9 protein-coding genes are annotated in these 13,848 nt (G+C 62.0%); 5 read left to right on the top strand and 4 right to left on the bottom strand.

Annotated features, from left to right (window positions below):
- Positions 1-82: 82 nt before the first annotated feature.
- Complete coding sequence (locus BISU_RS07295) at positions 83-1,432, top strand: nucleobase:cation symporter-2 family protein (RefSeq protein ID WP_033502551.1); 1,350 nt, start codon at positions 83-85, stop codon at positions 1,430-1,432.
- A gap of 178 nt (positions 1,433-1,610) precedes the next feature.
- The gene (locus BISU_RS07290) at positions 1,611-2,948 is read left to right on the top strand and encodes a hypothetical protein (protein WP_024462925.1); all 1,338 of its coding nucleotides are present in this window, start codon (positions 1,611-1,613) and stop codon (positions 2,946-2,948) included.
- A 93-nt stretch (positions 2,949-3,041) separates the two neighbouring features.
- Here the strand turns inward: BISU_RS07290 and BISU_RS07285 are convergent, their stop codons facing one another.
- Genes BISU_RS07285 through BISU_RS07275 form a run of 3 tightly spaced genes read right to left on the bottom strand, consistent with a single transcriptional unit; the run spans position 3,042 to position 6,551 of the window.
- Positions 3,042-4,382: an ABC transporter permease gene (locus BISU_RS07285; RefSeq protein ID WP_081672609.1), complete on the bottom strand. Its 1,341-nt coding sequence runs from the start codon at positions 4,380-4,382 to the stop codon at positions 3,042-3,044.
- Complete coding sequence (locus BISU_RS07280) at positions 4,369-5,559, bottom strand: ABC transporter permease (RefSeq protein ID WP_024462923.1); 1,191 nt, start codon at positions 5,557-5,559, stop codon at positions 4,369-4,371. The genes BISU_RS07285 and BISU_RS07280 overlap by 14 nt, the downstream gene beginning before the upstream one ends.
- Before the next feature lie 8 nt (positions 5,560-5,567).
- Entirely contained in the window at positions 5,568-6,551 is a 984-nt protein-coding gene (locus tag BISU_RS07275; protein ID WP_051245939.1) for an ABC transporter ATP-binding protein, read from the bottom strand.
- Positions 6,552-6,780: 229 nt separating this feature from the next.
- Between BISU_RS07275 and BISU_RS07270 the strand changes: the two genes are divergently transcribed.
- Together BISU_RS07270 and BISU_RS07265 are read left to right on the top strand one after the other, a co-directional pair.
- Complete coding sequence (locus BISU_RS07270) at positions 6,781-8,250, top strand: sensor histidine kinase (RefSeq protein WP_051245938.1); 1,470 nt, start codon at positions 6,781-6,783, stop codon at positions 8,248-8,250.
- Positions 8,251-8,286: 36 nt separating this feature from the next.
- Positions 8,287-8,925: a response regulator transcription factor gene (locus BISU_RS07265; protein ID WP_024462920.1), complete on the top strand. Its 639-nt coding sequence runs from the start codon at positions 8,287-8,289 to the stop codon at positions 8,923-8,925.
- Between the two features lie 130 nt (positions 8,926-9,055).
- Here BISU_RS07265 and guaA read toward each other — a convergent pair whose 3' ends face one another.
- Positions 9,056-10,618, bottom strand: a complete 1,563-nt coding sequence (gene guaA, locus BISU_RS07260) for a glutamine-hydrolyzing GMP synthase (RefSeq protein WP_024462919.1) — start codon at positions 10,616-10,618, stop codon at positions 9,056-9,058.
- A gap of 524 nt (positions 10,619-11,142) precedes the next feature.
- Between guaA and BISU_RS07255 the strand changes: the two genes are divergently transcribed.
- A complete protein-coding gene (locus BISU_RS07255) occupies positions 11,143-13,620 on the top strand; it encodes a phosphoketolase (protein WP_024462918.1) in 2,478 nt (825 codons plus the stop codon).
- The last annotated feature ends 228 nt before the right edge of the window (positions 13,621-13,848 follow it).

Here is a 13,848-nt window from a genome sequence, read left to right as displayed (position 1 = left end):
AGAAGCAATGTCCACAAGTCAACACGACGATCAGACGCCGCAGCAGCAGTCGAAGCAGTCGAAGCGATCCCGAGGCGTGAGCATGGAGGCGCTGTCCTCGTTGGACGGCCCCGTTTCCTTCTGGCGTGGCATACCTTTTGGATTGCAGCATGTCATGGCTATGTTCGTCGCCAATCTGGCACCCATATTCCTCGTGACCTTCGCCGCCCATCTGAACGCGCAGCAGTCGGCGCTGATCATCCAGAACGGCCTGCTCGTCGCCGGCCTGGGCACCTGCCTGCAGCTCTACCCCTTGTGGCGCATCGGCAGCCGGCTGCCGATGGTGACCGGCATCTCCTTCACCTATGTGGCTGCGGCCACGGCGATCGTGTCGCATAAAGGCTATGGCGCGGTCGTCGGCGCAGTGATCATCGGCGGATTCCTCGAACTGCTGCTCGGCCTGACGGCGCGCTTCTGGCGTCGCTTCGTGCCGCCGGTAGTCTTCGCGATCGTCGTGACCTCGATCGGCTTCTCGCTGCTGTCGGTCGGCGCGTCGTCCTTCGGCGGCGGCAACGGCGCCAAGGATTTCGGCAGTTGGCAGAATCTCACGCTGGCCTTGGTCTCGCTGGTCGCCTGCCTCGCCTTCCAACTGCTCATGAAAGGCACCGCCAAGCAGCTTTCCGTGCTGTTCGGGCTGGTCGTCGGCTATCTGCTCGCCATCGTCATGGGCAAGGTCGATTTCTCCGATTTCTCCCATCTGCAGGTCGTCAGCCTGCCGCATGTGATGCCCTTCGCGCCGACTTTCGACGCCGGCTCGATCATTTCCTTTGCCTTGCTCTACGTCGTCTCCTCGGTCGAAGTGCTCGGCGACACGGCGGCGCTGTCCAAAGTCGGCCTCGGACGGCTTCCCACTGAGCGCGAGACGGCCGGTGCCATCGCCGGCGACGGATTCATCTCGACCATATCCGGCGCCTTCGGCTGCCTGCCGCTGACGTCGTTCGCGCAGAACATCGGCTTGGTGGCCATGACCAAGGTCGTCAACCGCAAGGTGATTCTCTCGGGAGGGCTCATCCTCGTCCTCGCCAGCTTCGTGCCCGCCATCGCCGGCGTGTTCAACTCGCTGCCGCAGGCCGTGCTCGGCGGCTGCACGATCATGATGTTCGGCAATATCGTGCTTTCGGGCTTCCAGATGATCGCCGAAGCCGGGTTCACGCAGCGCAACATCACCATCGCCGCGCTTTCGCTGACCGTCGGCATCGGGTTCACGCAGGTCTCCGGCATCTTCGTGCAGTTCCCTGCGCTCTTCCAGTCCGTCTTCGCCAGCAACTGCATCGCGCTGTCCTTCGTCGTCGCCGTGCTCCTCAACGCGCTGCTGCCCGGCGAAGAGCGATTCCTTGCCTCCGCCGCGCCGAAGCCGGACGTGGCGGACATGGATGATGCTTCCGACAAGTAGTGGTGTTCGAACTTTCACGCACCACGCCCAAGAAGTCCGAATACAAGTCCCTGTTTCAATATGTGAATCGGCAATTTGCGCACGGCACTTGGTCGACTCCGCAATGTGTTAATTTGTTAGAAGATCCGGCGATGTTGCCGGCTGATACAACGGAAGCGCAACGGAAAAGAAGGCTCTTGTGAACATTGAAGATTGGTCTGCGGCGATACTCCCGTGGGCGCAGAGCAAGCGCTGGTGGCCCGTCGACCCCAAGCAGCCCGCTAAAGTCATTGGCGAGGTGCTGCTCGATGATTCAGCAGGCTCTCGTGTCACTATAGCTCTGCTGAAGATCAGCGAATCTAAACTCATCGTGCAGGTTCCGTTGCTGATCAGGGCACAAGATCGCGAAGCACATGGCACCGTGCACCATAGCAGTCAGGATGGCAGCCAGGCAATAGGCACTGTCGACGGCCTTGCGCTCCTCGACGGCACCGCCGAACCGGAGTTCTGGCGCGCATGGGCGAAGTCCGCCACGCTCATTCCCGCTCGCGGCGAAACCGACCAGCAGGCGCGAGAACGACTGGACCGCGCCGCAAGCCTGATTAAGCCGATGGGCGTCGAGCAATCCAACACCTCGGTATTGCTGCTTGGCGATGACCAGCCGCTGATCGCCAAAGTGTTCCGCGTGCTGCATTGCGGAGAGCATCCTGAGGTACAGCTGCCGTCGGCTCTTGGCGACTGGGAAGGCATTCCACGCCTGAACGCCTACAGCTATCTCGAACATGATGCGCTCGGCGGCTCGGCATGCGCCATTGTCGTCGCTGATGCCGTGAACGACGCACAGGACGGCTTCGTTACTCTGCAAGCTATGGCGAAGCGCGGCGATGATCCGACTCCTGTTTCGACGCAGATCGGCGCGTTGATTGCGCACATGCACAACCGGCTCGAAGAGGCATTCGGCAGCGGCGAAGGCCCATCGAACGAGACTCTGAAGCAGCGCTTGACTCGGTCCTTGTCCGCCGCAGCCGAAATCGACGGGACGCTGTCCGCACAGGACGTTTCAGCTATCGAATCGACGATTCGCGCACTGACCGATGCGGACGGCGCTGCAGACGATGATGCCAGCGATGGCTCGTCTGCGAAAGCCATTCGGGTTCATGGCGACCTGCATCTGGGCCAACTGCTGTTGGGCTCCAACGGGGTTTGGAATGTCGTAGACTTCGAGGGCGAACCGCTGCGGCCCATCGCCGAGCGCAGCAAGCCCGACTCCCCCGCCCGCGACATCGCAGGCATGCTGCGTTCCTTCGACTACGCCGCCGAATCGTCCGGCGCCTTCGACGCCGATTGGCTGAGCACGGCAAGAACCGCGTTCCTGGCAGGATACCGCAGCCGCAGAGCCATATCCGCGGCGGACGCCCGCATGATCACAGCCTACGAATTGGAGAAGGCCCTGTACGAGCTGCAGTACGAAGCGAAATTCCGGCCCAGCTGGATCAGCATTCCGCTCAACGGCATCCGCAGACTCGTTCGGAGCTAACGCTTTTGGACTTCCGCAGCGGCATTGTGGCAGCAATCCCGTCGCATGGCAACAAACGCGGTGCTCTCCCTCTGTCACGCACGACAACGCTCATCACACGACAGTAGAGAGCACGGTGACGCCGGCAGCCGTCGTGCCCGGTCTTCTGCGGCGTACCGCGCCGACGGCCAGACCTATGCACAGCAGCGCGAAGGCGAAGAGCAGCATCAGCGCGGTCGATGATGCCCAGCCCGCGACATTCGCAGCCTCGCCCAGGTAGGCTCCGGTGCCCAGAGCCCGGTCGATGGCATCGGCATACCACCAGCCGGGCAGCATCTTGCCTACGGCAATCAGGGTGGCAGGCATCATCGAGGGATCGAACCAGATACCCGAGGTGAAGACGATGATCAAGCCGACTATATTCGCGAAGCCGTTCGCCGACCCCTCGGAAACGCCGAACTGCCCGAGCACGAAGCCGATCGAAATGGCAACGACGATATAGGCCAGCATCGTTCCCGCGCCCATGAGCACAGGACCAGCGCCAATCGCGGCAAGGTCGCCGCCAAGATAGCCAACCGGCCCCAAACACAGCGCCAGATAGTACAACGCAGTTCCGATTCCGACGACAGCGCAGGCGGAAAGCAGCGACACGCTGCTTTCCAAGGGCTTTAGCGGCGAGGCGCTTGCCCGTCGGCGTGTCTCGGGAAGCCCGAATATGCCAACCACCAGCGAGATCACCATAATCATGGAGGCCACAATCGGGTATCCCCCGAATTTCAGCCCGGAGGCGTATACCCGCTTGGCATAGCGCGAAGCCTCGCCTTCGGCTTGCACCACCTTCACCTGCGTGCGTGCCTGCGGCCCTTTGGCAGTGCGTACGACCTGCGCGACGGCTTTCGCCATGTCGGTCACGGCAGCCGGCGCATTGGCTGTGGCAATATCACCGGCAACAACGCCATTTGCGCCGGCAATCTGCGCGAGGTATGCCGTGCGCAATGAGGCGAAGAAGCCCTGCACCCGCATATTGGCCATTGCTCCCACGGCCGAGGTGTAGCTCGTCACGGTGTCAAGCGGTTCAATAGCCTCGCCCTGCGCGGCCTTGTCCGCGAAATTGCGCACGTACCCATTCGGGATGATGAGCACATAGTCCACGCGATTGGTCGTCACCGCATCCTGCAGGCTTTGCGTCGTATCGTCGACATCGATGAGATCGGCGCTGGCGGACAGATATTCACGCAGACCTTGTGCCACTCCTCCCCGGTTGCCGTCACGATCCACCACCGCGACCTGTGCTCGTCTCGGAGCATATGAGGGCGTCCCGTCAGCGGTTCTGGCACCGCCGCCGACAGTTCCGAGCAGCATCGCGACCATCATGACGCTCAACCCCACCAAATAGATGAGCAGATAGGACTTGTGCCGCCAGACGATGCGCATTGCGGTATTAAAGGTACTCATAGCGTTGCCTCCTGAGCAGGATGATGGCGATGGCGAGGAAGAACAGCCCCATGGCGGCAAGCATGCCCACCGTACGCAGGAAGGGCGCGTAGCTGTCGTAGTACAGGATGTCGTAGAACAGCAGGGAGACTTGCCTCGCCGGATTGAGGTCGGAAAGCACGGGTGCCTCGCGCTGCACGAAGTCGCCCAGCTTCATGGCCGGCTCCCCGTACAGTCCGGCGAACAGGGCGGCTATGCAGCTGAAAGCGCTGCAGATACTCAGCTTCTGCCCTAATGGTATGCGCGGGATGGCGCCGAACACGGAGCCAAGCGCCGACGACATGAAGGTGGCGACGGCAAGACCTGCGAATGCCGCAGCTTCGCGCCCTCCCACGCGCACGCCGAACGGGACTCTGATGACGAAGAAGGCGATCGACATGCATGCGAACGCCATAAGCCATGCTGCGAGGAATGCTGAGAGCACGAGTCCGTGCTTGGGCAGCGGGGCGAGCGCCCTGCGGGCTCCAAGCGGCGAAAGATTGGCTTGGGAGCTCGCAATGGATGTGATGGCGAGCGACATCGACATGAGGCATGCCATGCCCAGCAGGGCGTAGTAGTAGCGCGCCGCAGGGTCCGGCTTGGTGTGGGTCAGCGTTGTCTCGCGCGTGAATGCGTCGTTCGACGCGATGCTGGCGATGACTTTGGGGTCGGCGAAGGCCTGTGGACGGCTTTCGCCAATCGAGGAGCGCAGCGAGCGCGACTCGTTGGCGCGCGCTATCGCGTTGTTCAGCACGCTGATGGTCAGTTCGCGGGCGTAATCGCTCGTGCTGGCCGCATTATCCGAAATCGCCAGCGAGAACTCGCCTGCGCCGTTGATGCGCAGATAGCCGATGGCCTCGCCGGAGTTCACCAGATCGATCGCCTGCGCGGCGCTCTCCACATCATGTCTGGCGATAAGCGCGGTGTTCTTCCCGCCGCGGGCCAGAGCGTCGAGGAGCGCATCCGCCTGCTCGTTCGCTTTCCATGCCGAGTCCTGCACCACGGCGACCGACTGGGTCTCGGTGACGTAGGCCTTGTCCAGCGAGCTGAACATGCCGTAGAAGAGCGTAGCCAGCAGTATCGGGAAGACCATCACCCAGAAGATGGTGCCGCGCTGCCGCGCCAACGTTCTGATCTGCACCAGGAATGTCGTCCACATGGCTCCTCCTAATCCCTCAGACCTTTGCCGGTTATTTCGAGAAAGACATCGTTGAGCGTCGGAGCCCGTGAAGCGATATGGCCGATGGTGGCATGTTCGCGCTCGAGCAGTCCCAGCACGTCGATGAGATTGTGCTCGCCTCTGCCGCAGCGGACCACGAGCTCCTTGCCGTCGTAATGCGCATCGATGACGGCAGCCAGCTGGCGCACATCGTCCAGCGCCCGTTCGCTAAGATCGAGGGTTCCCACGCTGATCTGTTCGCCGATCGAAATCATGTCTTTGAGCTCCTGCGCGGTTCCCAGCGCAATCTGCCTGCCGTGGTCCATGATGAGGATGCGGTCGCATATCTGCTCGACCTCCTCCATATAATGGCTGGTATAGATCACCGTGGTGCCAGCGGCGTTAAGCCGCTGGATGCCTTCGAGAATCGCGTTGCGGCTCTGCGGGTCGACGGCGACGGTCGGCTCGTCGAAGATGATCAGATCGGGCTGGTGCGCGATGCCGCAGGCGATGTTCAGCCGCCGCAGCAGTCCTCCGGAGAGCTTGCCCGGGCGGAATCGGCGGAATTCTCGCAGTCCCACGAAGTCCAGCGCCTCTTCGACGAACACTTTGCGGCGAGGCTTCTCCTTGACGTACAGCGAGCAAAAGTAGTCGATGTTCTGCTCGACGCTCAGTTCGTTGAACACCGCCACATTCTGCGGCACGACGCCGATGCGACGCTTGAGCGCGTACGAGGTCGGCGTCATCGCATCCCCGAGCACACGCACCGACCCCGCATCGTAGGTGAGCAGCGCCAGAATGCAGTTGATCGCGGTGGATTTGCCTGACCCATTCGGCCCGAGCAGGCCGAAAATCTCGCCCTCGTGCACGTCAAGATCAAGGTAATCCAGCGCGACCATATCGCCATAGCGCTTGACCAGCCCGTTCACAAGCACCGCCGACGAGGCTAGCTCGGCGGCAGTGCCGTCCATGAGGTCCACAGTGTTGCCCATGACGTTCCTTTCCCGATGTTATGTGCCTGATGACTCCATATTCCCCTACGGCACGCGGCCGGGCATGATGAGTGTCGTCACGAAACCGTCCCATGACGATGACATTTGTCACGACTGTCGTCATGAGCTCATTGCCATGGTTTTCCGACGGCTTTTTCATGACTTGTTGCGTGACTTGGCCGGTTGCATCTCCTTTCCGCTGCGACGCTTAAGCTGCTACGCTCAGAGTGTGGAAAGCGGACACAAGACGCATGAGATTGCCTGCAAGGCAGCGCTTGCGGCGGTGTGTCTGCTCGCCGCGTTCCTGCCGGTTACCGATGACATTCCCGTCTCTCGACTCGCCGGCGCTCTGCTCGCGATTTCCTGCTCCGCATTGGCGCAGTGGCTGCTGCTGGTGCGCCCGTCGCGCCCAGGGCTGCCAGCTGCGATTTTCTCAGTGCTGGCGATCGTCATCCCGCATTTCGCCGCATTCATCCCCATCATCGCCTACGATGCGGCGCGTTCGCCTAGCCCGTCCTCCATGTCCGTGGCTCGCACGCTTCTGTTCACGCGGCTGCGCAACGCCCAGCGCTGGCTATGGACTGTGCCTCTGGCCCGCTCGCTGCTGTTCGTTTCCGACATGGATCGGCTGCATGCCGTCAGCATGATCGCCCTGGCGATTCTAGGCTTCGCAGCAGGTGCGCTGGGGCTGCGCAACGCCATGATGGAATCTGTAGTCCGGGATGAAAAGGACCGATTCCGCGCCATGCGGCGTCACTGGCGCACGACCATGGCCGACAACGAGCAGGAACGCGGCCGATCGGTGCGTGCCGCCACCTTGGACGAACGCACGCGCATAGCCCGCGAAATCCATGACAATGTCGGTCATCTGCTCACGCGTGGCATCATGCAGGCCCAGGCTTCCACAGTCGTGGCCGAAGCCCGGGGTGACGCCGAGTCCGCGCAGCATCTCGCTGCAATCTGCACGACACTTGACGAAGCGATGACGATGATTCGCAAATCCGTCCACGACCTCGATGACCACGGAACCGATTTCGGCAGGCAGCTCGACGAGACCATTAGCTCCTTCGACGAAGTCTCCCCCGGCTTCGCTGTTGCCGTGGACAACGGCATCGCGCAGGTTCCCGCGCCGGTGGCCCGCTGCCTGACCAGCGTGATTCGCGAGGCCCTGACCAATGTGGTGCGGCACAGCGCGTCCCGCACCGCCACGGTGACGCTGCGGGATTACCCGGCGCTATGGCAGCTGGTGATATTCGACCCGGGCGAGGCCGGACGCGGCGCAGGCGCTTCGGCCGCATCCTCCGCTGGCATCGCTGGCATCAGTCGTGCCAGCGGCATCAGCGGTATCGGCAGCGCCGGCGACCATTCCAGCCCGCAGCCGGGCGGCGGCGGTGTCTCCGGCAATGTGCGCGGCATGGGGCTGGCCGACATCGAGGCGCGGGTGCGCACGCTTGGCGGCACCTCGTTGTGCGGCCCTTACAGCACCGGCTGGAGGGTTTTCGTCTCGATTCCCAAGGCACCGTGGGCCAAGCGCGAGCGCAGCGGCTCAACCGCAGGCATGGGCGATGCAGACAGTAGCGGCCGTGCAGAAGCTGCCGACGATATGCGGCATGGAGTTGCGAATCGCGCAAGCGCGGCAACTTCCCGCAGTAGCAGTAGTCTCCACAGCAGTTACAGCGCGTCGAGCGCAATACGATAATCACAGCACGCTAATCACGCCAAAGGATGCATCATCATGAAAACGGCCATCGTCGACGACGATCCCATCGTCTGCTCATCGCTGTCCACCATCGTAACGGCGAGCGGCGCCGCTGAAGTGCTCTGGACCGCCGATAACGGCGACGATGCCGTACGTCTCTATGAACAGGACCCGGCGAACCGCCCCGATGTGCTGCTGCTCGACATCCAGATGCCCGGCACCGACGGCTTGGAGGCGGCCCGGCGCATTCTGCAGCGGGACAAGGCGGCTCGCATTCTGTTTCTCACGACCTTTGCCGACAAAAGCTACATCGCGCAGGCGCTTTCCTTGGGCGCGAAAGGCTATCTCATCAAGCAGGACGTGAAATCGGTGGCCCCGGCGATGCTGGCCGTCATGGCCGGTCAGATCGTGCTGGGCTCACGAGTGCTGGATACGCTGCAGCTCCCCGGCAACGAGGCGGGATCCGGCCGACAGCAGCTCTCTGATGCGCTCAGCGAGCGGGAACGAGACATCGCCGAACTGGTTTCGCAGGGTTTGGACAACCGCGATATCGCGCATCAGCTGTTCCTCAGCGAAGGCACGGTGCGCAACCGCATCAGCGGAATCCTCGACAAGCTTGGCATGGCCAACCGCACCCAGCTGGCCGTGGCGTGGATCGACGCGCAACGTCGCTGACGACTTGCCAACTAGCGGCATCCAGCGCAGCGGCATCCACAGTCTCATTCGGAGCTGAGCCAAGCTGGGGGCCATGCCCGGCTCGCTGCATAGCGATGCGATGAAATCACGCCCGGCTGAGGTTAGGCGTTCACTCCCACTCGATGGTGGCCGGCGGCTTGGAGGTGCAGTCGAGCGCCACGCGGTTGATGCCTGGGCATTCGTTGGTGATGCGGGTGGAGATCGCGGCCAGCACGTCGTAGGGAACGCGCGACCAGTCGGCGGTCATCGCGTCCTCGGAACTGACCGGGCGCAGGATGATGGGCGAGCCATACGTGCGCTCGTCGCCTTGGACGCCGACCGAATGCACGTCGGCGAGCAGCACGACCGGGCACTGCCAGATGTCGCGGTCGAGTCCGGCCTTGGAAAGCTCCTCGCGGGCGATGGCGTCGGCCTCGCGCAGGAGGTCGAGCCGTTCCTTGGTGATTTCGCCGATGATGCGGATGCCCAGGCCAGGGCCGGGGAAGGGCTGACGCCATACGATCTCATCAGGCAGCCCCAGCTCGGTGCCGATGGCTCGCACTTCGTCCTTGAACAGGGTGCGCAGCGGCTCGATCAGCTCGAAGGTGATGTCCTTGGGCAGACCGCCGACGTTGTGATGCGATTTAATGTTCGCCGCACCGTCACCGCCGCCGGACTCCACGACGTCCGGATACAGCGTCCCCTGCACGAGGAACTTGACTTCCTTGCCCTGTGCGCCGGCCTCTTCGATGACCTGAGCCTGCGCCTTCTCGAAGGTGCGGATGAACTTCTCGCCGATGATCTTGCGCTTGTGCTCCGGCTCCTTCGCGCCTTTAAGCGCTTCAAGAAAGTCGTCGGCGGCATCGACGGCGATGAGCTTGATGCCGGTCGCGGCGACAAAGTCATGCTTGACCTGCTCGACCTCGCCCTTGCGCAGCAGGCCGTGGTCCACGAACACGCAGGTGAGCTGCTCGCCGATCGCCTTGTGCACCAACGCCGCGGCCACTGCGGAGTCAACGCCGCCGGACAGCCCGCAGATCACCTGCGCATCGCCCACCTTGGCGCGGATCTTTGCGACCTGGTCCTCGATGATGCCCGAAGCGTCCCAGTCGTCGGGAAGGCCCGCGCAGCGGTGCAGGAAGGTTTCGATGAGGTTCTGCCCAAGCGGCGTGTGCTTGACTTCCGGATGCCACTGCACGCCGTACAGCCCGCGAGAAGGGTCCTGCATCGCGGCCACCGGAGCGCCCTGCGTATGCGCGAGGACCTCGAAGCCCTCTGGTGCGCTTTCCACGGCGACGCCGTGGCTCATCCACGTGCTCTGGTCGGCCGGGGAACCGTCGAGCACGCCGTCGGCGCGATCGATGCTCGCCTCGGTTTTGCCGTATTCACCCTGGGCGGCCTTGTCCACCGTGCCGCCGAGCTCGTGGGCCATGACCTGGAAGCCATAGCAAATGCCAAGCACGGGAACGCCTGCGGAGAATATCTTTGGATCGATCTGCGGTGCGCCCGGCTCATACACCGAGGCCGGGCCGCCGGAGAGGATGATGGCCTTGGGGTCCTTGGCCAGCATCTCGTCGACGGGCATCGAATGGGGCACGAGCTCCGAATACACGCGAGCCTCGCGCACGCGCCGAGCGATGAGCTGCGCGTACTGGGCACCGAAATCAACGACGAGCACAGGACCTGTTGCCATGAAATCTTCCTATCGATACGTGAAATTGGTCAAAACGGGTCGTATGAACGACCCCATCAGCATGAACGGCTCCATTGTGACGGTCCGAGACGACATTGCGTCCCGCCATCGCGTATACGCCCCTATCACCGCCGACATGCCATATATCCCTCATCGGCACGCGGTGCGCTTCGGCAGACAACGCGCACGAAAGATAACGGAAACGAAACAACACGCCAATGATCAGAGTTGCGAAACGAACGTGAGAAAAATCATAAGAAGCGCTAACATCGTTGCTATAAAGCCAGTCTATAGCTTTCATCGCCTGCCTGAGACCTGCACAAATAATCCGTCATAATGAACAAAAGATGAAATAAAAGGAACAGTTTCAAACATACCTGCAAAAAAACGTTCAAAAGTCGCCCACATCACATACGATAGGTCTCGATTGGAATTGGAAACCGCTGTAATCGCAAGGTTTGGCGGAATTCATTCCCGAAACAATAACCAATCGCACAGCATTGTGCAGGAGTACAGGAGTACATATGACGAGTCCTGTTATTGGCACCCCTTGGAAGAAGCTTGACGCTCCGGTTTCCGAGGACGCCCTCGAAGGCATCGACAAGTATTGGCGCGCAGCCAATTATCTGTCCATTGGCCAGATTTATCTTCGCAGCAATCCCTTGATGAAGGAGCCCTTCACTCGTGAAGATGTGAAGCACCGCCTGGTGGGTCACTGGGGAACCACCCCTGGTCTGAACTTCCTCATCGGCCACATCAACCGCCTCATCGCTGATCACCAGCAGAACACCGTGATCATCATGGGACCCGGCCACGGCGGCCCTGCAGGAACAGCGCAGTCCTACATCGACGGCACCTACACCGAGTATTTCCCGAACATCACCAAGGATGAGGACGGCCTGCAGAAGTTCTTCCGTCAGTTCTCCTATCCTGGCGGCATTCCCTCCCACTACGCGCCTGAGACCCCGGGTTCGATCCACGAAGGCGGCGAGCTGGGCTATGCACTGAGCCACGCTTACGGCGCAGTGATGAACAACCCGAGCCTGTTCGTGCCCGCCATCGTCGGCGACGGCGAGGCCGAGACCGGCCCGCTGGCCACCGGCTGGCAGTCCAACAAGCTCGTCAACCCGCGCACCGACGGCATCGTGCTGCCGATCCTGCACCTCAACGGCTACAAGATCGCCAACCCGACAATCCTCGCGCGCATCTCGGATGAGGAGCTGCACGACTTCTTCCACGGCATGGGCTACGAGCCTTACGAGTTCGTCGCCGGCTTCGACAACGAGGACCATCTCTCGATCCATCGTCGCTTCGCCGACCTGTTCGAGTCCATCTTCGATGAGATCTGCGATATCAAGGCCACGGCGCAGACCGACGATATGACCCGTCCGTTCTACCCGATGATCATCTTCCGCACCCCCAAGGGCTGGACCTGCCCGAAGTTCATCGACGGCAAGAAGACCGAGGGCTCCTGGCGCGCCCATCAGGTTCCGCTGGCTTCGGCCCGCGACACCGAGGAGCACTTCGAGGTTCTCAAGAACTGGCTGAAGACCTACAAGCCGGAAGAGCTCTTCGATGAGAAGGGCGCCCTCAAGGACGACGTCACCGCTTTCATGCCCGAAGGCGAGCTGCGCATCGGCGAGAACCCGAACGCCAATGGCGGCCGCATCCGCGAGGAACTCGTTCTGCCTAAGCTCGAAGACTACGAGGTCAAGGAAGTCAAGGAGTACGGACACGGCTGGGGCCAGCTCGAAGCTACCCGCAAGCTTGGCACCTACACCCGCGACATCATCAAGCTCAACCCGGATTCGTTCCGCATCTTCGGACCGGACGAGACCGCGTCGAACCGTCTGCAGGCCGCGTATGAAGTGACCAACAAGCAGTGGGACGCCGGCTACCTGTCATCTCAGGTCGACGAGCACATGGCCGTCACCGGCCAGGTCACCGAGCAGCTTTCCGAACATCAGATGGAAGGCTTCCTCGAGGGCTACCTGCTCACCGGTCGCCACGGCATCTGGAGCTCCTACGAGTCCTTCGTGCATGTGATCGACTCCATGCTCAACCAGCATGCGAAGTGGCTCGAGGCCGTCGTGCGCGAGATTCCGTGGCGCAAGCCGATCTCCTCGATGAACCTGCTGGTCTCCTCGCACGTCTGGCGTCAGGACCACAACGGCTTCTCGCATCAGGACCCGGGCGTCACCTCGCTGCTGCTGAACAAGACGTTCAACAACGATCACGTCGTGAACATCTACTTCCCCGTCGATTCCAACATGCTGCTGGCCGTGGGCGAGCGCGTGTACAAGTCGACCAACCAGATCAACGCGATCATCGCCGGCAAGCAGCCGGCCGCGACCTGGCTGTCCCTCGACGAAGCCCGTGCGGAGCTCGAAAAGGGCGCCGCCGAGTGGAAGTGGGCGTCGAACGCCGAAAGCAACGACGAGGTGCAGGTTGTCCTCGCCGCCGCAGGCGATGTTCCGACGCAGGAGCTGATGGCCGCCGCCGACAAGCTCAATGACTTCGGCATCAAGTTCAAGGTCGTCAACGTGGTGGATCTGCTCAAGCTGCAGTCCGCCAAGGAGAACAACGAGGCCCTCTCCGACGAGGAGTTCGCCGATCTGTTCACCGCCGACAAGCCGGTCCTGTTCGCCTACCACTCCTATGCGCATGACGTGCGCGGCCTGATCTTCGATCGCCCGAACCACGATAACTTCAACGTTCACGGCTACAAGGAGCAGGGTTCAACCACCACGCCGTACGACATGGTGCGCGTCAACGACATCGACCGCTATGAGCTCACCGCCGAGGCGCTGCGCATGGTGGACGCCGACAAGTTCGCCGCCGACATCGACAAGCTCGAGGCCTTCCGCGACGAAGCCTTCCAGTTCGCCGTCGACAAGGGCTTCGACCACCCGGACTACACCGACTGGGTGTGGTCGGGCGTCAAGACCGAGAAGCCGGGCGCGGTTACCGCCACCGCCGCAACCGCGGGCGACAACGAGTAACAGCGTGACGCTTTTCGCAAGCGACTGCTAATTGCGCAGTGAGGGCATCAGGGGAACCTGGTGCCCTCACTGTTTTATGGTCCCTTTTTATGGTCCTGCGCACGCTTCTGCATCGCGTATCGCCTCTTCGCTTCCGCGTTCTCCGCAGGTTATTGCGATGCGCGCTTTCTGCGTGATTCCTCCGTGCTTCCTTGCATCGCTTGGCAGACACGCCAATATGCCGCCTAT

This window comes from Bifidobacterium subtile (assembly GCF_000741775.1).
Lineage (GTDB): Bacteria > Actinomycetota > Actinomycetes > Actinomycetales > Bifidobacteriaceae > Bifidobacterium > Bifidobacterium subtile.
The sequence above is the reverse complement of the archived record's forward strand: the minus strand, read 5'-3'. Positions and strand labels throughout refer to the sequence as shown.